General features: G+C 61.6%; 23 protein-coding genes and 1 tRNA gene. 14 read left to right on the plus strand and 10 right to left on the minus strand.

Annotated elements, in window-relative coordinates; all coding sequences use genetic code 11:
* Positions 1-69: 69 nt before the first annotated feature.
* Both rpsB and ACG2LG_RS02580 read right to left on the minus strand, forming a co-directional pair.
* Positions 70-747: a 30S ribosomal protein S2 gene (gene rpsB / locus ACG2LG_RS02575; protein ID WP_396256044.1), complete on the minus strand. Its 678-nt coding sequence runs from the start codon at positions 745-747 to the stop codon at positions 70-72.
* Between the two features lie 238 nt (positions 748-985).
* Complete coding sequence (locus ACG2LG_RS02580; protein ID WP_396256046.1) at positions 986-1,846, minus strand: GH25 family lysozyme; 861 nt, start codon at positions 1,844-1,846, stop codon at positions 986-988.
* 142 nt (positions 1,847-1,988) lie between these two features.
* Between ACG2LG_RS02580 and ACG2LG_RS02585 the strand changes: the two genes are divergently transcribed.
* Both ACG2LG_RS02585 and ACG2LG_RS02590 read left to right on the plus strand, forming a co-directional pair.
* Positions 1,989-2,065, plus strand: a tRNA-Arg gene (locus ACG2LG_RS02585).
* 273 nt (positions 2,066-2,338) lie between these two features.
* Entirely contained in the window at positions 2,339-2,821 is a 483-nt protein-coding gene (locus ACG2LG_RS02590) for a hypothetical protein (RefSeq protein ID WP_396256048.1), read from the plus strand.
* A 65-nt stretch (positions 2,822-2,886) separates the two neighbouring features.
* Here ACG2LG_RS02590 and ACG2LG_RS02595 read toward each other — a convergent pair whose 3' ends face one another.
* Entirely contained in the window at positions 2,887-3,651 is a 765-nt protein-coding gene (locus tag ACG2LG_RS02595; protein ID WP_396256050.1) for a helix-turn-helix transcriptional regulator, read from the minus strand.
* On the opposite strand from ACG2LG_RS02595, the gene ACG2LG_RS02600 reads away from it, so the two are divergent.
* The 3 genes from ACG2LG_RS02600 (at position 3,608) to ACG2LG_RS02610 (ending at position 6,083) form a co-directional block, all read left to right on the plus strand.
* Positions 3,608-3,841 (plus strand): helix-turn-helix domain-containing protein, encoded by a 234-nt coding sequence (locus ACG2LG_RS02600; protein ID WP_396256052.1) that lies wholly within the window; start codon positions 3,608-3,610, stop codon positions 3,839-3,841. The two genes, ACG2LG_RS02595 and ACG2LG_RS02600, sit on opposite strands and share 44 nt — an antisense overlap.
* Complete coding sequence (locus ACG2LG_RS02605; RefSeq protein ID WP_396256053.1) at positions 3,838-4,845, plus strand: hypothetical protein; 1,008 nt, start codon at positions 3,838-3,840, stop codon at positions 4,843-4,845. Before ACG2LG_RS02600 ends, ACG2LG_RS02605 begins: the two co-directional genes overlap by 4 nt.
* Positions 4,846-4,928: 83 nt before the next feature.
* Positions 4,929-6,083 carry an AAA family ATPase gene (locus ACG2LG_RS02610; protein WP_396256055.1) on the plus strand — a complete coding sequence of 385 codons (1,155 nt, stop codon included), beginning with the start codon at positions 4,929-4,931 and terminating at the stop codon, positions 6,081-6,083.
* Between the two features lie 764 nt (positions 6,084-6,847).
* Here the strand turns inward: ACG2LG_RS02610 and ACG2LG_RS02615 are convergent.
* From ACG2LG_RS02615 to ACG2LG_RS02630, 4 genes are all read right to left on the minus strand, one after another.
* On the minus strand, positions 6,848-8,338 hold the full coding sequence (locus ACG2LG_RS02615; RefSeq protein WP_396256057.1) for a DUF11 domain-containing protein: 1,491 nt from the start codon (positions 8,336-8,338) through the stop codon (positions 6,848-6,850).
* A 107-nt stretch (positions 8,339-8,445) separates the two neighbouring features.
* Positions 8,446-9,516 carry a hypothetical protein gene (locus ACG2LG_RS02620; RefSeq protein ID WP_396256059.1) on the minus strand — a complete coding sequence of 357 codons (1,071 nt, stop codon included), beginning with the start codon at positions 9,514-9,516 and terminating at the stop codon, positions 8,446-8,448.
* A 17-nt stretch (positions 9,517-9,533) separates the two neighbouring features.
* Entirely contained in the window at positions 9,534-11,426 is a 1,893-nt protein-coding gene (locus ACG2LG_RS02625) for an SUMF1/EgtB/PvdO family nonheme iron enzyme (protein WP_396256061.1), read from the minus strand.
* Positions 11,427-11,453: 27 nt separating this feature from the next.
* Positions 11,454-11,990, minus strand: coding sequence for a hypothetical protein (locus ACG2LG_RS02630; protein ID WP_396256063.1), 537 nt, complete (start codon positions 11,988-11,990; stop codon positions 11,454-11,456).
* A gap of 243 nt (positions 11,991-12,233) precedes the next feature.
* On the opposite strand from ACG2LG_RS02630, the gene ACG2LG_RS02635 reads away from it, so the two are divergent.
* The 9 genes from ACG2LG_RS02635 (at position 12,234) to ACG2LG_RS02675 (ending at position 17,971) form a co-directional block, all read left to right on the plus strand.
* A complete protein-coding gene (locus tag ACG2LG_RS02635; protein WP_396256065.1) occupies positions 12,234-12,431 on the plus strand; it encodes a hypothetical protein in 198 nt (65 codons plus the stop codon).
* Between the two features lie 84 nt (positions 12,432-12,515).
* Positions 12,516-13,022 (plus strand): hypothetical protein, encoded by a 507-nt coding sequence (locus ACG2LG_RS02640; protein ID WP_396256067.1) that lies wholly within the window; start codon positions 12,516-12,518, stop codon positions 13,020-13,022.
* The gene (locus ACG2LG_RS02645) at positions 13,019-13,864 is read left to right on the plus strand and encodes a PD-(D/E)XK nuclease family protein (protein ID WP_396256069.1); all 846 of its coding nucleotides are present in this window, start codon (positions 13,019-13,021) and stop codon (positions 13,862-13,864) included. Before ACG2LG_RS02640 ends, ACG2LG_RS02645 begins: the two co-directional genes overlap by 4 nt.
* A gap of 249 nt (positions 13,865-14,113) precedes the next feature.
* Positions 14,114-15,136, plus strand: a complete 1,023-nt coding sequence (locus ACG2LG_RS02650) for a DUF3150 domain-containing protein (protein WP_396256071.1) — start codon at positions 14,114-14,116, stop codon at positions 15,134-15,136.
* A gap of 275 nt (positions 15,137-15,411) precedes the next feature.
* Positions 15,412-15,801 carry a DUF1257 domain-containing protein gene (locus ACG2LG_RS02655; RefSeq protein WP_396256073.1) on the plus strand — a complete coding sequence of 130 codons (390 nt, stop codon included), beginning with the start codon at positions 15,412-15,414 and terminating at the stop codon, positions 15,799-15,801.
* Positions 15,798-16,007, plus strand: a complete 210-nt coding sequence (locus ACG2LG_RS02660; protein ID WP_396256075.1) for a DUF2997 domain-containing protein — start codon at positions 15,798-15,800, stop codon at positions 16,005-16,007. Before ACG2LG_RS02655 ends, ACG2LG_RS02660 begins: the two co-directional genes overlap by 4 nt.
* Positions 16,004-16,258 carry a hypothetical protein gene (locus ACG2LG_RS02665; RefSeq protein WP_396256077.1) on the plus strand — a complete coding sequence of 85 codons (255 nt, stop codon included), beginning with the start codon at positions 16,004-16,006 and terminating at the stop codon, positions 16,256-16,258. The genes ACG2LG_RS02660 and ACG2LG_RS02665 overlap by 4 nt, the downstream gene beginning before the upstream one ends.
* Positions 16,255-17,790 carry an AAA family ATPase gene (locus tag ACG2LG_RS02670; protein ID WP_396256078.1) on the plus strand — a complete coding sequence of 512 codons (1,536 nt, stop codon included), beginning with the start codon at positions 16,255-16,257 and terminating at the stop codon, positions 17,788-17,790. Before ACG2LG_RS02665 ends, ACG2LG_RS02670 begins: the two co-directional genes overlap by 4 nt.
* A gap of 1 nt (position 17,791) precedes the next feature.
* Positions 17,792-17,971: a hypothetical protein gene (locus ACG2LG_RS02675; RefSeq protein ID WP_396256079.1), complete on the plus strand. Its 180-nt coding sequence runs from the start codon at positions 17,792-17,794 to the stop codon at positions 17,969-17,971.
* 150 nt (positions 17,972-18,121) lie between these two features.
* Here ACG2LG_RS02675 and ACG2LG_RS02680 read toward each other — a convergent pair whose 3' ends face one another.
* The 3 genes from ACG2LG_RS02680 to ACG2LG_RS02690 are packed head-to-tail and all read right to left on the minus strand — an operon-like array spanning position 18,122 to position 21,842.
* Positions 18,122-18,370, minus strand: a complete 249-nt coding sequence (locus tag ACG2LG_RS02680; protein WP_396256080.1) for a hypothetical protein — start codon at positions 18,368-18,370, stop codon at positions 18,122-18,124.
* The gene (locus tag ACG2LG_RS02685; protein ID WP_396256082.1) at positions 18,367-19,251 is read right to left on the minus strand and encodes a trypsin-like serine protease; all 885 of its coding nucleotides are present in this window, start codon (positions 19,249-19,251) and stop codon (positions 18,367-18,369) included. The genes ACG2LG_RS02680 and ACG2LG_RS02685 overlap by 4 nt, the downstream gene beginning before the upstream one ends.
* A gap of 29 nt (positions 19,252-19,280) precedes the next feature.
* On the minus strand, positions 19,281-21,842 hold the full coding sequence (locus tag ACG2LG_RS02690) for an immunoglobulin domain-containing protein (protein WP_396256083.1): 2,562 nt from the start codon (positions 21,840-21,842) through the stop codon (positions 19,281-19,283).
* Positions 21,843-21,963: the final 121 nt, after the last annotated feature.

Consider the following 21,963-nt stretch of genomic DNA (forward strand, 5'->3'; position numbering starts at 1 on the left):
GGGATGGGATGGTGAATTGGCTTCGGGAGGGGACCGCCCTTGCCAAAGGCGGGCGGTCCGGTCACCGGCTCAGCCCTTCTTGACGAGGACGTCGACGATGTTCTGGAGGATGATGCGGATCGAGCGGACCGAGTCGTCGTTGCCCGGGATCGGGTAGTCGACGATCGACGGGTCGGCATTCGAATCGACGATGGCGACGATCGGGATGTTCAGGCGGCGGGCTTCGGCGACGGCGATCGACTCACGGGCGGAGTCGACGATCACCAGCGCGTCGGGCAGGCCGTCCATGCCGCGGATGCCGTTGAGGTTGCGGCGGAGCTTGTTCTTTTCGCGGGTCAGCGCGGCGAACTCCTTCTTGGAGATCGTCTTGAATTCTGGCGACTTCTCAAGGCCTTCGAGCCACTTGAGGCGCTCGATCGACTTCTTGACCGTCGACATGTTGGTCAGCATGCCGCCGAGCCAGCGATGGTTGACGTAGAATTGCTTGGTCGCCTCGGCGGCCTGCTCGACCGCCTCCTGGGCCTGGCGCTTGCAGCCGACGAAGAGGATCTTCTTGTCCTTCGAGGCGAGGCCGGAGAGGAAGTCGGTGGCCTTGTCGAGGCACTTGACCGTCTGCTCCAGGTTGATGATGTAGATCCCGCCCTTGTCCTTCATGAGGTAGGGCTTCATCTGGGGATTCCACTTCTTCGTCTGGTGACCGTAGTGGACGCCGGCGTCCACCATTTCGCTGATGAGTTCGTTGATCATGGGATGGGGTCCCGCCTTGATTCAGGTCGGGCGATTCTTGGGAAACCCGCCGCGTGGTCGGTCCCTCCGGCTTCCCGTTGCTTGCTGGCGGCGTTTGAAGGGACGCGCGGGATAGGGACGCAGCCGACTCTTGGCAAGCCGGAAGTCGGAAAATCAGGGTGGGGAGCGCCGGCATCCTGCCGGCATCACCGGTCTTTCCGCCCGGTGTCGGAACAATGGGTCCTCCAGCGACGGGCCGTCACCACCAGGCGAGGCCGTGGCGGTCCCAGAAGGCGTTCAAGTCGCCGACGCTGCCCTTGAAGACGTTGCGCTCCATCGGATGGGCCATGTTGCCGAAGTAGCGGGGGCTGCGCCAGCGGGCCGTGTCGTAGTGTTTCGCGTTCGACCGGCCGTTCTTCCAGATCACGCCACCATACTGCCACATCGCCCAGTCGCTCCAGATCCCGTACTGGTCGGTCAGGTCATCCGGGGTGAGATCCCCCGATCCCATGCTGCGCTCGGTGCCGGCGGGGCCGTAGAGGGCGATCCAGTAGGGTGCGCGACGGATGACCCGCTTCTGGGCCGGGCTCGCGCCGTTCAGTCTCGTCCGCAGGCCGGCGCTGTTCTCGAGGTAAACGACGGGAGTGACGCCCGTGCGTTGCTCGACGCGGCGGATGAAGTCGACCAGCCGGTCGGGCGTCGATTGCGTGTCGAAGTCCCCGACCAGGAGGATCTTGCGCCGCGAAATTCCGCGGGCCCGGGCGACGGCCTCAACGCGATCGACGAAGGCATCGGCCTGGGCGGTGGCCGAGGGGGACATCGTGACGAAGTGGTAGGCTCCGAGCAGCATGCCCTCGCGGTCGGCGGATTCCAGGAAGTCCGCGAACTTGGTATCGAGCTCGTTGCCCTTGGCCGAGCGGGCGATGAGGCCCAGCGCCCCGTTGCGTCGCAGGGCCGAGACATTGTTTTCGCTGTAGCGGTCGCCTCCGCGCTGGACCTCCTTCGGATCCCAGCCGGAAACATTCAGCACTGCCGGGGATTGACTGACCGAGGTGCCGCCAAAACCGCCGCACTGGCAGAGGAGGAGGGGGAGCAAGAGCAGGGCGATGATTCTCAGCATGCTTCATCCCACCATGGCGGCGGAGCATCCGGCAAGTCCCCGGTAGCGGGGCAGGGGGGATCAAGTTCCCGTTTCGAAATTCTTGACACCCGGCCATTGGAAACGCTTTCTTCCGGCCCCGCGCCGCGTGCGGCCGGTCACAGCACCCGTAGCTCAATTGGATAGAGCGCCTGACTACGGATCAGGAGGTTTGGGGTTCGACTCCCTACGGGTGCGCCACTTTCAAGGCCCTGTAAATCCTTGGTTTACAGGGCCTTTTCTTTGCTTGGACGTCTGCGAGCACGATTCCGAGGAAGTCCACAAAGTCCGCCTGAATCTGCAAAATTGGGGATTTTTGGGCAACTCTCGTGGCAACTGTCTAAGGTTCCCAAAATAGTCTTGGTCATCATTCGGCGGACCCCGGGCGTTAAGCGGGATCCAGGAACTGGCAGGCAATTTACGGTGGATGAACTTGGAGCTGCGAGCCCGCGATTTGTGAGGCATCCTCCGACCATGTCTCGACAAGCCAAGAAGAAGCAGAACCCGAAGGACTTCCCCGAGTTCCCGGTGAAACGGGAGGTGATCTGTTCGATGTTCACTCCGCCCCTGCCCAAGAGCACTTTCTACGACCGGGTGGAGGAGGGGAAGATCATCCGCATGGCGGAGATGCCAGGGTTCTACCTGTTAAATGCGACGCTTCACCGTCTGGGTCTACCTCTGGTGACTCAGCCTCCGGTGGAGATTGAAACGCGGAGCATTGAGGATATCGTCTGCCTAGCTTTCTCCCTGATCGACCCGAGGGTCTTCCCGGAGCCCGCGTGGCTGTTGAACTGCGAAGCGATTGACATGAAGGATGTTGATCATGCTCGACGGATCGCAAGGCAGCATAGAGATGCCGTTGAGACCTGCGAGCCGGTGCAAGTCAAGCTGGCCTACTTCCAAGGCGTCCTCGATGCCCGGCACGCAATCCGGAAGGAAACCGAGGGCGACGACTGACGCCGGCTCAAACGAGCCCCCTGTCACCTGTCGGTTCGAGACGCAATCCATTCCGCCTCGTTTACTCAGCCGCTATGAGGAGCGGATTTGCGCCTCGAGAACTCCAAGCCTGTGCTGGTTGGAGCAGCCAACAGTCTTTTCTCCGCAGCCTTGGCTTCTCCATCTGACAGCTCGTAGTCGGCGCGAAAGAGACCGACAACGTGGTTCTCCAGGGCAAAGGACTCTATGGTTGAGGCGAGCGACTGCTCCAGCGCATGGGCCACGGCGGGGAGCCGTTTTGCTTTCCTTGCCGCTTGCGCAACGAGCGTGACAGCACTCGCGAGTCCCTCTTCCCAGAGGCCGTCCCGCTCCTCCATTATGGCACTCAGCATCGCGCGATGGTTGGTGTAGTCTTTCTGGACGTAGTCCGATCTCGTCCCGTCCTCCCGGGTCTTCTTGTCACTGACGTCCCACACCTTCTTCTGGCTGCCCTTGTCCTTCCTGAAGACAATTTCGCAGCCCAACTGGTGGCGGATTCTGACGGCCATGTCGTGGGACATCTTGAGACGCTTGTTTTCGAGCTTCTCTACGGTGTCCCTTGCCAGACCAATCTGATCGGCCAGCTGCTGCTGGGTTAATCCTGCGGCCTGGCGGACTCGGCGAAGGGAGCTGGTGACTGACGGTTGGCGAGGCATCGGCGTAGCGGAGTGGTGCGTATCAAACTGATCCCGGCAGCGAAACGGATGTAGTACCAGGGCGGCGTTGCGGATAAGGTGCGTTACGTGCTCGCAGGGACAGCTATTTCTCATGATTCCCCTCGGCGCGTCTGATCCTATGAATAACCAGAGCATTGAAACGAGATTGGTGGACGCCGCCCGGATGGCGGCGATCCTGAGCGTGTCTCCCCGCACGGTCCTGTACTGGGCTGAGCGGGATGAGATTCCGGTTGCGATTCGGAAGGGCCGGGTGATTCGGTTCGACCCGGAGGAGGTCTTTGAGGCGCTACGAAACACGCCGCTTAACAGAGAGGAGGGCCAATGAACCGGGAGACTGCGTTGCCCCTCACCGAGCTTCGAGGGAGCGCCGATCTGACGCGGACCCCGGAGGCCCGGATTGTCAGGGCTGCTGAACAGGACGGCGATGTTGCGTCGATCTCGCCCGAGCGCCTCGGACTGGAAGACTGCCCTCACGCAGGGGGTGGAGTGCATGACTGGCTCTTCTCCACCGCCTGTCAGCTCGTCCGCATGGGCGTGACTGACGATCAGATCGCCAAGCTACTCACCGAATGGACGACGCACGTCAACCGGTGCATCTACGACCGCGAGGTGCAGGATGCCGTTGGCAACGCCCGGCGAATCGTCACCGGGCTGGACTCCGAGAGGGTGGGGTGGAAGCACCGCGTGCAGAAACCATCCTGGCAGGAGAAGCTCCATGCCCTTGCCAGAGCGAAGCGGGAAACCGGGATCACAAGCCTCGATGGGCTGATTGCATCTTCTCCTTCTGCGCCACCTGAAGCCACGGACGACTTCATCGACGCGTTGTTCCCTGCTGAGAGCCTGATCTGTGCCGGAAGTGAGGTTTGGAACTGCAAGGTCTCGCCACGTGAGGAACTGCGTGGTTGCTGGGACAGCCTCCGGCACATCGTGCCATCCCCGATGAGTGCTGAAACCGGGATCAATCTTCAGGGCGAGGTTTCAAGTCGCTGTCTGGACAACACGGGTCCTCGCCGGTTCCTCGTGCTCGAGTCTGACGAGTTGAACTTCGACGACGCCTCAGCCATGCTGATGTGGATCGGGCGTCGGCTGCCCCTAGTTGCGGTCGTCTACAGCGGCAACAAGTCGCTCCATGGCTGGTATTACGTCGAAGGGCGGGACGAGGACGAGATCGACCGCCTACGTTCGGAACACGAGCTGCTGTGGCTTGACCCCAATACGTTCACTGTATGTCACCCTGTTCGCACGCCGGGTGTCGTGCGCAAAGATACAGGGCGGATGCAACGCTGCCTGTGGTTCGCAGACCTCGAAGGGGAAAGGGGTTCCCAATGAGTGTGTCGCCAAGTGAAGCCCCACCAGCACCACCGATTCGTGAGCAGCATTCCAGCAATGGAACCGCAGCATACGGGCTGCAAATGGAGCCGTCTGGGCCGCCGCAGCCACCGCCTGAACGCCTGCGTGCCAGGAAGCTTAGCGAGCTGGTGGTGCCGCGGGATCAGATCAAGGATCTCTACAAGCCGGTCCTGATCGACGGGTTCCTCCGGAAGGGTGAGATGGCCATCATCTCGGGTGGATCCAAGACCCAGAAGACCTGGCTGGCCCATGGAATGCTGGTGTCGGTGGCATCCGGGAAGCCGTTCGTGGGGCTTGAGATCTGCGGAGAGCACCGCGTGCTGCTGGTGGATTACGAACTAGACGTCAATACGCTCACGGCCCGGCTTTCGATGTTTGCCGGGCCCGGCGACAGGTTTGAGCCGGCAGCAACCTGGCTCGACAAGGTGGATGTGGTCTCGGTCCGAAACGAAAGGAAGGAGCGGAAGCTGGAGAGATTCGGTGCCGTCGAGGATATCCGTGCACTGCTCCAGCAGGCAGAGGACGATCATGCGTCCTATGATCTCGTCGTGATTGACTGCCTGAGCCGGGTGCCCGATGTTCTCGAAGTCCAGAGCGAGATCGACAACCACTCTCTGACCAAGACCTTGGAGCGATTTCCGGGGCTCTGCGACGAGTTCGGGTGCGGCATGGTCGTCATGCATCATACCGCGAAGGGATCGGGCGTCGGTCGAGACCTGATCGACCGGGGCAGGGGAGGCAGCGCGCTTGCTGCCGTGCCCGAGACCATCGGATCCCTGATTAAGGACGGGGGTGACGGGACGTGGCGGCAGTTCGAGTGGGTCGCACGCACCTTCAAGCCGACGCCGAGAAAGGTGATCGTTCTCGATAGCAAGAGTCATCCGGCCCGCTGGGTCGAGACCCATACGGATCCGGTTCAGCCACCGAAAGGCGGCGAGGGCGTCGGCGACAACCGTCAGGAGATCCTATCGGTGTTGCGGGATCTCGGACCCGAGGAATGGATCACTACTGCCAAGCTGCAGAAGGAGCTAAGTGACCGCATGGTGGAAATGAAAGACAACACGGTGCGCAATCACCTCAAGGGCCTGGTTGGGTCCAAGGTCGTGGAGAGTGAGCTGGCCGGGCAGAAGAACACGAAGCGTTACCGGCTAAAGGTGGGCCCCGTGGAACTACAGGTTGGCGGGGGTGCGAGCGGTGAAAAGTCGCCCGAAATGTAAACGGCTAGGTAAACGGCACCCCGGTTCCGGGGTGCCGTGGAACCCCTGAGAAATGGAGGTTTCCAGCAAATGGTAAACGGCAAGTCCCCTATAGACACATGCTGTTTGAAATATCCATCGGCCCGGAGGCAAATAGGACGGACGGGTCTACGACCGTCCATTTGCTCCCTTCTGGGCCTATGCGCACCCGGAGGAGGAACATGGACGTTTTCGCACCAAAACCAGATTCCGGGCCCTCGGATTCACTGCGACGAGGGGGGCAGCGCTGTGAATCTTGGAATGGGTTGGTATGGGGCTCTCTCGTACGCGCTGGCCTACGCGACACCCGATCCGGTACTTGCACCCTCCCGGAGCGTTCGCGTACGTCAGAATCGATCCTCGTACGAAATACACCGCAATCTGACCCGTTCATCGGGGATCTTCCTCGTCGCCGGCTCCGTGACATCGGAATCCGGGCGAATGGTGTCAAAATGACCTGTGTAGGTTCAGCACGTATGTTCCCGGTTTCTCGGCAAAATGTGTGTAGGACGAGCACCTACCTTCTTGTCCCGGGAATCCGAAGCTGAAGGCCCGAAAAGCTAGGTTTTTCCGGGCTTCCAGCGCCCGGAGGTGGATCTGGCGGAAGAGGCGTTGGCACGAAAGGGCCATGAGGCGGAGAAAATACGGATGATGGTGGGCTTTTGCGCGATGCCCGGATGATCGTCGGGCAGGCGGATCCGCCGAGAGTGCAACATTAGCCGACGGATTGCCTCGGGTTTGATGACTCATGGAGCAGCAATGAGAACGAAACGGTAGAATCGGCTCGCGGTTGCGGAGGGGTGACTCTCCGTCTTTGGCGGCCCGCTATCGATCCATTGCAATCGGTTGGCAGGTGCAGTGATGCTCGGAAGCACCCGCATCCAAGTGGTCATGTCCGGGCTGTACTCCACCGCGTAGGTGGCGCCAGGTATGCTCGCAATCTCGATCAGATGGTCGCCATTGCCCAACTTTTCATTCCGGGTGACATCAATCCCGGAGTCCGCCGCAACGGGTGGGGTCTCAGGGACCGGGAGCAAGTCGATCTTGTAGGTTGGATTGAAGTTGGGATCAAGCGACGGACGGTAGAACTCGACAGCGAGGGTGACGGAGTCACTTGGGCCGAGGGACTGGTTGTAAAGGAGGTAGGACAGGATCTCTGGAGGCGATCCCAAGCTGGCAGTTCCTGACGCGTTGTAGACGATGACGTCGTCAGGAAGGCCATCCACGAATAGTCGTATGGCGGGGATGGGATCAGCGTTTCCGTTGGTGATGGTGACTTTGCTGAAGAAGAGCCCGCTCTGGAGGTTGATGGCTGGAGAGGCGATGACGCCGACTTCGGTATCTGCCGCACTAATGATGGAGGCGGCTGCGGAGGCGCTGTTGTTGGTGCCGTCCGGATCGGGTTCATTGACAGCAGTCACCGCAAAGGCGACCGGAACATTTTCGGTACCACTCGCAGCACCGGCATCTGCGCGAATTGTCAACATCAGGGAGGAAGAGGATCCGCTCTCAAGGTCTCCCACCGTCCAGACACCCCCGGAGAAGGTGCCGGCGGAGGTGCTTGTTGCGGTGATCGCGACGCCTGGAAGCATGGACGAAGTTTGGGTCAGTTCGACTCCGGTTGCATTGGTTGGACCTTTGTTTGTTATTGTCACGCGGAAGGCTTCGGACGCATCGCCGCCTGCTACTAGCGTCGGCTGAAGTATGTCTATGGATGCCTCCAGATCGCATTGCGGATCCGGTATTCGAATGATGGACATCGTATCGAAAAGAGTTCCATCGGTGACCGCGTTCGAACGAATTATTCTTGCTCCACCGATCAATTCGTTGGGCGAGTAGTCGGTCCCCGAGAAGAAGCCTGAGGTGGTCGCGCCCCAAGCCACCCTGTAGCCGTAGCCGTAAAAGAGAGGAGCGCTTCCTTGATTCCATTGGATGGCTCCGAGATCCGGTCCGATGAATGCCCAAGTCGAGCCAATCGAAAACGTACCAAACTCATCCGGAACGTCGAAGCGTGTACCGTCTGAGCTTTGAGCGTGCATGATGATCGGAAGTGAAGAAGCGCGGGGCGTCCATGTGTCGGGCAGCCCGGGACGTTCAATCCACGACTCAAGCGTGAACGTGTCAGATTGCGTGTCTAGGATTCCGATCCATTGCACCTGAAATCGAGAATCCAGCTCTACCCGGTAGCGGGCTGCTTCTGCAGCGTGAGTGGCGATTCCCCACGCAACCAATGCCACAATTTGAAGTCTTGAGGGGGGTGTGCTGTGCCTCGTAACGACAGGTTTGACGGAGGCATTGCAGTTCCAATTCTTCATAGCTACTCGCCTTTGCAACAAACGCCGTATTAGTAGCGAAATCCAAGACCGATGCCGAGGCTCCAGCCTGAGAGGTCGATCTCGAACCGGCTTGGTCCAACGTTTCCATGCAAGGTCTCATTCCAGTCGTAGCGGAAGAAGCTCTCAACGCTCCATTGATCATTGAAGAGGTATCCCGCACCTCCTTTCACGTAGAGCCCCCAGAGGAACTCGTCGCCGCTTGACGCTCTGGCGTAGGTCCGAAGCGTGTTGACTGCAGGATCAACCAGCTGTGCGTTCCACGCGGCCTCCCAATCGGCGTGGTTGATCACCGCGCCTGCACCAAAGCCGACGTAGCAGTTCGTCGCAGGGCTCCACTGGAGTTCGCCGCCCAGCGCAAGACTGTAGAGGTCGGTCGAACTGTCGAAAAGATAGCTTGAGGTGCCTCCCGTGGGGGTGAGGACCGTCATTCGGCTGGTCGGTTGATTTCCAATCAAGGGTCCGGGTCCGGCAAAGCTGCCGACATAGCCCGGGGCGGGTGGGATGACTCCGTTCAGGGCGTAGCTGTCGAGTGTGGTGACCCCGGAGATAGGCATCCGGCTGACTGTGGTGCCGCCCAGGCCCACGAACGAAAAGTTGGCACCGAATCCCGCGACGAGGTGGTCTCCGATGGGTCGAAGATACGATGCCTCGATGTAAGGTGCGATCTCCGTGTTGGCATCGTCCTGTCCGATCCCGGGGGGAGCGAGGGCAATCCCGCCGGTCGAAGTGTAGGTAAGATTACCCCCGGCAACCTGCCCAGCGTTCTGATATCCCCAGAAGGTCGTCAAGCCGGTGAGCGGCGTCGCGGCCCCCTCGTTGACAAAACCGTCGTCGTAGGCGCGGTCAGCGTTTACCCCAGCTGGTCCGGTCGCCGGATTCGGTGAGAAGAAGTTTCCGGCGAAGGGGCCGGTTTGCAGGTTCGGGTTCACCGAGAGCTCGCCGATGTTCCTCCACATGACGCCGGTTCCAAATTGCCACGGACTCACCTCAGTGGGTCCTTCGATAGGAGACTCGGGCAGGACATTCCCGGCGAACAACGGGGTCGCGAGGAGGGAGGCGATGACGGGACGTGTGGTCATTGTCGGAGTGGTCGGGCTTAGCGGGAGGTAATGAGGACGAAGCGGTAGAATCGACTGCCGACCGTCGAAGGGTGGCTCTCCGTTTTGGGTGGTCCGTTGTCGATCCACTGAAGCCGATTGGCCGGCGCGGTCACGGTTGGGCTCACCCTTTTCCATGTGACCATGTCAGCGCTGTATTCCACCGCGTAGGTTGCCCCTGGAATGCTGGCAATCTCTACGAGGTGATCCCCATTACCCAGCCTCTCGTTCCGGGTGACATCGATCCCGGAGTCCGCAGCAATGGGCGGTGTCTCGGGTTCGGGGAGCAACTGGAGCACGTATATCGGCGTGAAAGTCGGATCGAGAGAGGGTCGGAAGAACTCGACGCTGAGTGTGACCGAGGAGGTCGGCGCAAGCGACTGGTTGTAGAGCAGGTAGGGGAGGTCCGCCGGGGGTGAGCCGAAGCTTGAGGTTCCCGTGGCGTTGTAGGCTACGACATCGTCCGGGAGGTTCTTCACATAGAGCCGGAATGCAGAAACGGGCTCAGAATTGCCGTTGGTGACCGTGACCTGGCTCACGAAGAGGCCACTCTGTAGATCGACAGCTGGGGCAACGGTGATGTCGACGCCGGCATCCGCGGCGCTGATGATCGAGGCCGTTGCTGCCGCGCTGTCGTTGGTTTCATCCGGGTCGGGCTCGTTGAGTGCGGTGACCGAGAACGCGAGAGGCACGACCCCGGTTCCACTCGCTGCGGCGGGCTCGGCCCTGACTGTCACCACCAACGTAGCCGACGCTCCGCAAGCGAGGGAGTCCAACGTCCATACACCCCCGGAGAAGGTGCCGGCGGAGGTGCTCGTGGAGGTGATCGCAACACCCTGGGGCATTGACGAGGTTTGGGTCAGTTCGACTCCGGTGGCACCATCTGGGCCGTTGTTCGCTACCGTCACGCGGAAGGTGTCGAGAGCATCGCCGCCAGCAACCAGCGTCGGGCGCAATACGTCGATCACGGTCGTGAGGTCGCTTCGTGGTTCAGGGACGGCAGATGCGACACGGAAGCCCATCGACGAAGCTCCCTTGGCCACCCCGATGCCATGCCGAGCAGAGGCCTTCAGGTAATCGAGCGTGTTGCCGAAACCAAGATTCGTAAAAGATCCCCCCCTGACTGATCGAGGCTCAAGTGCATCGTCATTGAGTCCGAGGTACGCTGATTCGACGAGTTCTTCCACGTTGCCATTCTGCGCCATCGTCCCCCACGGGCTCAATCCACCGGCATTCGTGATGATGGCCGGAGACGCAAAGTATGGTCTCCCATAAACGGCTGTGCCCGGGGTGGTGCCTTCCGAAACGCGTGTCGGCAGGGAGTCGGTGCCCGTGGCGTAATCCCAATACGTCCCGTTGCCGTTGTTTGGGATCGGATCAAAATACGCCGCCTTGTACCACTCGTTCTCACTGGGCAAAAAATAGAGCGCTCCGGAATTGCGGAATGGATTCTTTGGGTCATAGCCTGCATCTCCTTGCTCCCAAAGGAATATTCGGTCGTTACTACCTGCGACTGGATCAACCTTGTAGGCTGGTGGGTAGCAATGCTGCGTGTTTAGCCAATTCACGAACCGCGCTGCTTGGTTCCAATTGATGTTTGTGACCGGATGGTCGAGACTTGCTGAAGTCGGGAATATTGAGGGAAGACCCTTCTCGATGGCGTCGGCGTTGTAGGAGGCCAGCATGCGACCACTTACCTCATATTTTCCAATCCGGTAATCGTAGCCCACTGATCCATATCCGGTGTCATCCGGGGCGTTGCCTGGGGAGCCGATGACTACGAAATCAATGTCGAACTGGTTTTGACCAGTGCCGAATGTGTCTCCCGCCGCAGACGTAGTCAGGAATAGGGCCGACAGAATGCTGCCGAAGACCGCGTGAACCGGGCTCATGACAAGCGCACTGCTGCCCTTTGGAAACTACAGCGTCACCTTGATGCGGTCGAACTGCGCCCGGAGGTCCGCAAGCTGCTTCTCGGTGCGCAGGATGTCGGCATGAATCGATCCCAGCTTGGCGAGCTTCTGCTCAAGGCTGGCCGAGGCTGCCGGGGCCTTCGTTGCGGTCTTCTTCCCGGAAGGGGCGGGGGAGGCTGCAGGAGATTTCTTGGCCCAGCGACCGATGGTGATCTGCGTGATGCCGAACTTGCGTGACGCTGCGGCGGCACCACCCCGGCCCTTGTCCGCGTTCACCTCGTTTACAAACGCGATCACCTCGGCCTTCGCCTTGGCGGTGTAGCGCTTGCCCCGGGATCCGGTCTTCTTCTTGGCAACCGGTTCGGGTGCCGGGGTCGCAGGTGTCGGAGTCGCAGGTGCCGGGGTCGTCGGCGCTTCCGCGGCAGGTTTGGCGACCTTCTTGCGCCGGGCCCTCTTGGTGACGGCTTTCTTAGCGGGAGCCTTCTTGGTGGCGGTCTTCTTCCCGGCAGGCTTCTTCGACGGTGCTTTCTTCTTCGCAGGCATGGAGTTCAGTTGGTTGATTGGACTGGGCCTTGTTCCATACGCGACCCATGCCGACAAGTGCGATTGTAGGCATGCAGCACTCGCATTGGTGACGTGGGGCGGCGCTAGGCGTTAGGCGAAACCATGGAGCGCAACGAGCCCCGTGACGGGGTTATGTACGAGTGATCGCCCCGGGATGGTTCCGCGGTGCGCATCGCCCGGTCGGGCGGTTCCGACCGGTCTAAATCATCAACCTCAATCCCCATGCCCCGAAACACCACCTACCAACCACCCTTGTCCCGGTTCCTGATCAAGGCGCTCCACCACGAAGCAAGGCTTCGCAAGGAGCCCATGACCCGGCTCCTCGCCCGCATCGTGTCCGATGCCCTCGAACACAGCGAGGGCATGCGAAAGGCCCGTGCCGAAATGGCTGAATCCGCACCAGCCAGGATCGCCGCCTAAGCCTTCTGTCCCATCTCTGGCCCGTCCCGCCATCCCGGCGAGGCGGGCCTTTTCACGTACTGAAACCACCAACCAAACCAGCCAATGGCCATCAAGTTAATCGCCAACTACAGCAAACGCCTGGGCCTTCCCGGGTATTCCAGCCACCAGTTCTCCGTCTCGGTTGAGACCGAGCTGGTCGCCATCGACAACGTTCCCGATGAGGCGGAACGCATCTACCACCTGCTCCAGACGAATGTCGACGAACAGATCAAGGCCACCGGATTCGTTCCGCCCGGAGATTACGGCATGGATGACGCCCCGGCTTCATCCAACGGCACCAATGGTACAGCCCGGGCTATTTCAAATTGGCACTGCTCGGACAAGCAGCGCGACCTGATCCTGAAGCTGGTCGACGAGCACAGCCTCGACAAGGACGAGGTCGACCACCTCGCCCGCCAACGCTTCGGCAAGGGCGTGAAGCAGCTCAACAAGATGGAGGCGTCCGGGCTCATCGATGAGTTGCTCGAAACCCACGGTGGAGGCAACGGCAAGGCCCGTTCCAACGGCACCCGCCGCAACGCCTACGCACGGAACGGAGGTGGACGATGAGTCTGACGCTTGTCGAGCAGATCGCCCGGCAGAGTCCTGCACCCCCGGTCGAACCGGTCACTTCCGAAGTGCCCGATCACATCAGCCCCACGGCGGCGAAGAGTTACCTCGCGTGCAGCCTTCGCTTCTACTTCGAGCGGGTCTTGTGCCTGCCGAGGCCGACTTCGCCGGCACTCCATCTGGGCAAGAGTATCCACGCCGCCCTCCAGTGCTTCCACATCGCCTTGTGGAGGGGAGGGGACTGTTCTCCAGAAACCATCGCTCTGGCCTTTGACGGGGCCTTCAACGCCTTGGAAAAGGACGAGGGTCCCATCGCGTGGACTGCGAAGAAGACGCGTGAGAAGGCGCGTGAGGACGGCCTGCGGGTCGTTGCCGCCTACCTCGATAGTCCGGAGGTCGCAAAGGAGCCGCCCAAGGCCGTGGAAGTGTTCCTGCATGAGAACATCGACGGTTTGTCGGTGCCCTTGACCGGCGCCATGGATCTGGTTCGCCAGGACCTTACGCCGGTCGACTTCAAGAGCGCCGCTGCCCGCCCGGATTCGGACACTGCGGCATTCGAGCATGAGATCCAGCTCGTCAGCTATCAGCTCATGCTGGAAGCGGCTACGGGGGAAAGCCCTCCGTCACTGGAGTTGGTCTACCTCGTGAAGACCAAGACGCCGCAGGTCATCAAGGTGACGTCGCCCCCGGCTGACCGGCATCGCAAGGAGCGTGTTGTGCGCCTGCTCGAAACTGCGGTGAAGGGGATCACGGCAGCGCGGTTCCATCCCCAACCAGGCATGCAATGCTCGTGGTGCCAGTTCAGGAAGGAGTGCGCCGCCTGGAAAGGAGGTGCTTCGTGAATCCGCTCGAGCTGTGGCCCTGGGCTGTGCTGATCGGCTTGGCGATCTTTGCCTTCCTCCTGATGGGTCCAATCGTGTCAGGGATACTGCTGCTAATTGTCCTGGCAGTGGTCGTTGCAAACCTTCTGGACTAAGTCGGTTCACACGCCCGCTTCGGATCATCTCCGGAGCGGGCGTTTCTACTTTTCAGCGCCCGGAATTCACCGGGCGAATCAACGAAACCAAACAACAACAACCAGCCATCATACCATGTCCCAAGAATACAACCTCCCGCTCCTCGAGGCCGTGTGCCGCCGGGGAGTCCTGTGCAACGTCAGCGTCCGCTACTGGCGCGGTTGCAAAAAGCTCCGGCCCGAAGACCTCGGACTCGATCCGAGTCACGTCTCCGACCGGCTCATCCAGCTCGGCCACAAGAGGCTTGTGCCGAAGGAAGCGCTGCAACGCTTCGCCCTGATCGAAAGCCGCGCCCACTCGCTGGTTGAGGCGGCGTCGTTTCCGTTCCTCGGCGGCATCGCCCGCTTCGTGCCGAATCCCCGGCTCGTCGATCTGACCGACAAGCTCGACGCCCTGCGCGACGAGTTCCGCGAGGCGACCCTCGACTTCGTCGCCGGCTACTCCGGCCTGCGCGACGAGGCGCTGGACGAGTGGCGCGACGCCGCGCGGCAGATGAACCTCAACGGCAGCGCCGAACAGCTTCTCGCCACCATCGAGCAGTCGTTTCCACCCGCCGGGGACATCACCAGGCGCTTCGCCTTCGAGACGCGGCTGTTTCAGGTCGCGGCACCCGAAGGTCTGCGAATCGACGTTGCCGAGTCCATCGATCAGATGGAGATCGCCGACGAACGCAGCCGCATCGCCCAAGATGCCTCCCGACGCCTTCAAGGGGACCTCGACTCGTTCATCCGGGAAAGTGTCACCACACTGCGTCAGGAGACCGCAAAGCTCGCTGCGGATGTTCTCGCCACCATCGACGGCAGCGAGAACGGTGTCCACCAGCGCACGCTCAACCGGCTCACCACGTTCATCGACAGCTTCCGCAGCCTGAACTTCGCCGGCGATGCGCAACTCGAAGGCACTCTCGAACGCTTCCGTCAGCAATTGCTGAGTCGAAGCGCCGAGGACTACCGCAATGACAACGGTGCGATGCGGAGCCTGACCGAAGGGCTCAGCCGTCTCCACGACACCGCCATGGCCATGGTGCGCAACGATGGCCGGGACGTGCTCACACGCTTCGGACAAATGGGCAGTCGCCGACTTGAAGCGGTGAGCTGATCCCCCGCCACTGCCTCCACCGGCAGTGGCGACCCTTTCTCCCGAAACACGGAACCCCTCCCCGACAAGCCTGACTCCGTCTCCACACGCCTGATTTTCCAACCACTCCAACCTCTCCGACTGCCACTTCCTGACACGCTGAATCCTACTCCTGAAACCTCCTGACTCCCCCACGCGCGAAGGGCGGCTCCTCCACACCGGAAGAGCCGCCCTTCGTGCATCCAGTTCTCTCAACCCCACGCAAACGACAACCACCAACGAACAACGAAACCACCATGTCTCACTTCACCACCATCCAGACCCAGGTCCGCGACCTCGAGGCCCTGAGCGACGCCTGCGTCGAGCTCGGCCTCGAACTCCGGGCCGACACGCCATGCCGCGGCTATGCCGGCGTCACCCGCACCTCCCACCGAACCATCGTGCTCAAGGGCCCCTACGACATCGCCGTCGATCCCGCCCCGGAGAACAACGACACCTACGGCCTGACCACCGACTGGTGGGATGGTCACGTCGCCCGGGAGGTCGGCAAAGGCTTCGGTCGTCTGCTGCAATCCTACGGCATCCACAAGACGACCCGCGAGGCCCGCTCCCGGGGGCTGCGCGTGCGCCGCCAACAGGAACAGGACGGCAGCGTCCTGCTCACCCTGGAAGGAGGTGCGCTGTGAGCCGCCGCATCCTTGTGAGGGTTTCTCCCACCGGGGAAACCACCGTCGAGGCCGAGGGCTACCAGGGCAGGGGCTGCGAGGCCGCGACCCAGGCCATCGAGCAGGCTCTCGGCAGCGTCCGCGACCGCACCCGCAAGCCGGACTTCTGGCGTCAGGCGCGGAGCACACGCAACGAGCAGCAGCTCGGGGGAGGAGGTGGCGCGTGAGCGAGCCCTCCACCGCCTCGCTGCGCCTGTCCCCGGACGGTCGCATCGACTGCCTCTACACCGAGGCCATCGACCTCCGCGCGCTCGGACGGCTGGAAGTCGTCCGGGCGACGGAGATCGTCTTCGACCCCGAATCGCAATGCTGGGAGGTCCGCTCGTTCGCATTCGGCGGGCTCCTCTTCAGCGATCCCTCCCGCGAGGCATGCCTTCGCTGGGAACGGGAAAACCTCCAACCATCGTCAACTCCATGAACCTGCAAACCTACCTCCGCGCCGGACACCCCGGACTCGCGGTCATCAGCTCCGAGGAAGTGCGGGCCGAGGCGGAAATCGCTTCGGCCTGCGCCGCCCTCGGACGCTCCCTCCACGCCTGGTCCTCCACCGAGGGCCTGGTCGATACCGGCGAGGGACGGGTCACCCCGTGCCCCGATCCCCTCGAAGCCCTGCAACAACTCGACGGCCTGTTCGCCGCCGATTCTTCATCCGAGCCCCAACACGTCGTGCTTCTGCGCGACCTGCAGCTCCACCTCGACCAGAGCGACCCGATGCTGGTCCGTCGCATCAAGGACACGCTGCGTGTGGCCAAGGCCCACGGCCATGCCATCATCCTGCTTGGCTGTCGGCTCAAGCTGCCCGCCGAACTGGAGCATGAGTTCACGCACATCGACTTCAACCTGCCCGGGCCGGAGCAACTGGGTGTCGTCCTCGACGGCATCGCCAAGTCGGCGAACCTGAAGGACCTGCCCGACGAACTCCGCGAGGCCGCCCTGCAAAGCGCGCTTGGTCTCACCACCACCGAGGCGGAGAATGCCTTCGCCCTGTCGGTCGTGGAAACCTCCGGCATCGACCCTGTGGTCATCGCCCGCGAGAAGGCCCGCACGCTCAAGCGCAACGGTCTGGTGGAGGTCGTCGAGGCGTCCACCTCGCTGGAGGACATCGGCGGTCTTGATCAGCTCAAGGCCTGGCTCGACCGCCGCGCCGGGGCCTTCAGCACCGAGGCGCGTTCCTACGGGTTACCCGCTCCGAAGGGACTGCTCATCGTCGGCATTCCCGGAACCGGGAAATCGCTGACCGCCAAGGCCACCGCCGGCGCCTTCGGCCTGCCGCTGCTTCGCCTCGACATGGGGCGCGTCTTCGGTGGGATCGTCGGCCAGAGCGAGGCCAACCTGCGCTCGGTCATCCAGACCGCCGAGGCCATCGCGCCGTGCGTCCTGTGGATCGACGAGATCGAGAAGGGCTTTTCCGGAAGCCAGAGCAGCGGCAGCACCGACGGCGGAACCTCCTCCCGCGTCTTCGGATCGTTCCTGAGCTGGATGCAGGAGAAAACGAAAGCTGTGTTCGTTGTGGCCACGGCCAACGACGTGAGCAAGCTCCCACCCGAGTTCCTTCGCAAGGGACGCTTCGACGAGATGTTCTTCGTCGACCTGCCCGACAGCCGGGAGCGTGCGGCAATCTGGGACATCGTGATCGCGAAGTATGGCCGCAAGCCGACCGACTTCGACACCGTGGTCCTGGCCCGCGCCTGCGAGCAGTTCACCGGTGCGGAGATCGAGGCGGTGTTCATCGATGCGCTCCACGAGGCCTTCGCCGAGGGAGCCGAGCCGAGCGAGCGGAAGCACATCGTCACCGGCATCGGCAACACCGTGCCGCTGGCCAACCTGATGGACGGCCAGATCGCCGCCCTGCGCCACTGGGCGAAGGGACGGGCGCGGGAGGCGGGAGCGTCTGCGACGAATCCATCGTCCGCGCCGCGTCGTCGCAGGATCGATCCGAGGGCGAACTGACATGGACGCTCAACGATTCCTGTGCCGGGAGACCGACACCGAGCCTTCCGAATGGGAGGAAATCGATGGTCCGCAATCGCGCGTCGGCATCGACTGGTGGTTCCGACATCCGGAGCGGGGCATCTGGCTCGTCAACGACGACCAGGGCCACCTGAGCGTCTCCGGCGAAGAACCCGAGTGAAGCCCGTCGGTGCCGGGTCCGCAAAAGGCCTCCGGTCTGCCTGTCCCGGCAGGCCGGAGGCCAACCCCTTTCCAAACCAAAGCCCGCCCGGTCCGTGCCGCCGGCGGGCACGCCCTTGAAATGATCCCTTCCACAGGCGCATCGACATGCTCACGCTTGGCTGATCCGCTTCATCCGATGGTCGCAGCGCACGCAGACCGTCTCGTCATCGGCGCAGGAGTCGGTCCTGTAAGAGCAGATCGAGCAGTACATCGAATTGCAGTTGGCACACCAATAGACGGCGGTGGCGCGGTTGCGGCCCGGATCTTCGCCAGCTTCGCTCACTTCGCCGGCGCTGGCACCGCAGAACATGCACCACGGTTCCTGATCCTCCACCAGCCAGCTGGGTTTCCTTTTCATCGCTTGAAGATTCCCACTCGAACACGCCGCCACACCAGCGGCAGGATGCCCATCAGCAGCAACGCACCTGCGCCTGGCTCCGGAATCCCGGTGGTCTCAAGGATCCATCCCTCGTAAGGCTCCACCAACACCCCGCCGCCGATGTCGCCGAAGCGACCGCCATAGCCCTCCGTGAAGGTGTTGATGCCCACGAGCACCCACTGGTTTCCGTCCCACATCAGGGCGGCACCGCCCGAGTCGCCGGGGCCGATGATGGTTTCGAGGTCGTTGCCAAGGCTCCCGTCCGTCTGCCCGGTGGTGGAAGGATCGTCAAAGTCGTAGCGGAACACCTCCGCCACGCCCGAGCCCTCATCATCGAGGGATAGGGTGTCGATGACGTTGCTGCCGAAGCGACGGTCGGTCAGCGTGGCGCTACTGGTGTAGCCGTAGCTGCCGTAGCCGGACCTGCCAAAGCCCACCAAGGTCACGATGTCACCGATGTCGGTCGATCCGAGCGAGGGATAGACCAGGCCGGGAGGGAGCGGGTTGGCGAGACGCATCAGGGCGATGTCGTCGTTGATCGACGGATTGGCGAAGCCGGTGAAGGCCGGGTGGGTGAAGGCCTCGGCAACGGCATACGAACCGTAGCCGGGCAGATGGAGGTTTCCGGACCAAATGGGGTCGGGAAGGCCATCGTCATTCAGGTCGGCATTGTGGCCAGCGGTGATGATCCAGTTTTCAGAGATCGCCACGGCCGAGCCTTTGTAGGTGGAGACACCGTTGGAGATCTCCAGTGCGCCGACGAAAGAAAACCCGCCCCCTGTGTCCAGTCGGTTACTCGGTGTATCAGGAGGTGAGTCGAATTCTCCCCCAGCAAGGATGTTAGCGGTCAGCGTCGCCATCGTCCGCTATTCTTGGCTCGTAAGCTGACTCATTGATAACGGTTGATTTGAAGGCGCAGTCCTCCTATGTTATCGGAATAGGAGCCGCGTTCTACACGGTTATCTGCTACGCCGAAAAACACCGTCGTAGACTCGTGCAGATGAAGATACACGGATCTGGCTGCGTCGAGAGCTTCTTGAGCGGAATCCCCAGCCCACCGATCCCAGCCTGAGAGGAAAAAGTTGTCCACGCTGCCGATGGCAAGAGCGTAGTCTGTGAGATAGGGAACGTTTGGATAGGGATTCCATCGCCAATAAACAGGATCTCCGGACTTCAGGTTCGATATGAGGTACTTTCCTTCCGGAAGCACTACGGTAACAGGGTCTGGATTAATCCACCACTGACCCTCGCCCAGCGGATTGCTGTTTGCGCTGATGGAAACTTCCCAGGATTCCAGCGGGTCCCCATCAGGAAATACGCCAACCCTCGCGACCTCTGACCAAACCTCTGGGGCGCCTTCTCCATCGCCCTTCACCAGTGCGCGATACTCGCCCGAGTGCTCAAGCCTTGCATTACTGACCGTGAGAGTGTTCCCGGTCTGGATTAGTCGCTGATCGTTATGAAACCAACACACAGTGTAGCTGAATCCTGAATCGACAGCGACATCAAGCCGGAGGGTATCCCCGGCTGATATGTCAGTGGATTTCGGATGGCTGGAGATTTGCGGCGGGGTCGGCTGTGCAGAAAAGCTGTCGCCCCACTCTCGGGTGAAGAATCTGAAGGGAGGCAGCGAGGGTAGGCTGCCGGCGTCGAAGCCAATCAGGCTCAACCCCGCGTTGACGTCGGCGTATCCGCCTAGAAGCCAACTGGCCTCGGTGATTGCACCATCGATCATAGTAGCCGACCCGCTCAGCTCCAACCTCGGATCTACGTTCAGATAAAGCCCGGCTGCGCCATAAAGACGGACATCGATCTGAGGCACGAGGGAGACACTAGCTCCACCATTACCAGTGATCGTATAGGTGAATGGCACCTGCTGGAAGGGATTGAGTTGAAACCAGCGATCCCACTCCACTTCCGGACTCCCGTTCTTCACATAGACACCCTCCATTCCCATCGATGCTGTTTGTCGGAAACCGGTGGTGAACACTGCTTCGGCTCCGACTTGGATGGACGCATTGGCGGTGATCGATGCCGCGATCTCGACCCCGACCGGCACGTATCCGACAGCGGTCCATACCCAGAATCCGTGTCTCCAGAGCTCCTTGGAAAACTCCTTGGAGTAGCTGTCGCTGATGGTGAGCTGTGGCACGACCGCCAGGTCGAAGCGCCCTTCGGCACGAGCCGAGAAACGCTCGACCTCGCCTGCCCGGGTTTCGAGTGCCAGTGTGACCGAGGGGTAGAACAGCGCCCGGGCCTCAGGGAGCGTCACTTCAATGTTGCTGTCATCACCCTCGTCGACCGGGTAAACCGTGGATCCCGAAAAGTCGGCACCGATACTTGGTAGCTCGATGGTGAGGGAGCGCATCGCCACAAGGTTTCCATCCTCGTCAAACTCCAGGAGTTCCGCGTCCTCGCCGAAAGTGAACGATCCTTCCGGCATGAGGTCCGCCAACTCGAGGTCGGTCGTCTGGAGGGTGACGGTTTTCGCCGTCTCATCCACCGCCACTGCCGTGACTTCCCGGTAGAAGATTTCTTCCAACCGGGCCGGGGCGAGGTTCGAGATCTTCTGCCCGACCGAAAAGGTCGGGGCTACCACGGATGTGTATGCCACCACGACCGTTCCGGCATCCACCGAATCAATCGTCCACTCGGTCGGAGGCTCGTTCATTCGCACCGGGCCGCCGAAGCGGGCTGCTACGGTGGCGGCCAGACCCGCCAGTTTTTGGCCCGCTCGCACTGCGGCGGGAGAGCCGAAGACGAACAAATCCGGGACAACCTCGACTTCACGCTCCAGCTCGAAGCTCCAATCGTAAGCCGTCGAATTGCCGAGGAAATCGGCCACAGCGAGGGAGAAAGTGATGGTCGCGCCGTAGCCGCCGAGAGCGGTCTCACCCTCCAAGTCGTAGACCAAGGCTCCATCCACCAGGCTCAACGCAGGGTCTGCAAGGGTGATCGCAGGACCGCCGTCGATGCTCAGTGAGATGAGATCTGGATCGATACCCGTCCGGTCGGCGAGTTCCACCGTCACCGAGTTGAAACGTCCGACGCCGAAAGCGCCGTTCCCGGGGCTGAGTTCCACCAGCTCCGGCGGTTGCTCGTCCAGTTCGGCGACCCGGAAGAAGCGCCGATTCCCCGACATCTCGAAAGCGTGCTGTTGGGCCAAGGCTTCAGCCTCGGTGGGAAAACCGGCCACCGTGGTCCAGGAGTCGGGCTCCAGAGTCGTGGATTCCTGAATTTCGTAGCGGATGCCCGGTTCGGTGGACCAGACGACCCGCTTGGGCTTTTCGGGGTCAGCTCCCGGCTCATCGTTGGGAAGGATGAGCACGACTGAGTCCGGTTCTGCGCCAGAACTTGTTTGGGCGTAGATCGGCATGGTGGCGACAGGCGCAGCGGCAAACAAAAGAAGCTTCAGGGGCTTCATCAAAGTGGAAATACGGGGCAGCTTCACGAGAGTAAATTGTCATTTTGATTTGGAACAAAATTGCAGTAGTTAGACGATGTCGTCACGCCCTAAAGACTCGTTCTGTCAGCCAGATCTGCGGGTGCGAAAGAGTGCTCCAGCGAGAGCC

Origin of the sequence: Haloferula sp. A504 (genome assembly GCF_044385805.1) — a bacterium.
In the GTDB taxonomy this organism is placed as follows: Bacteria; Verrucomicrobiota; Verrucomicrobiia; order Verrucomicrobiales; family Akkermansiaceae; genus Haloferula.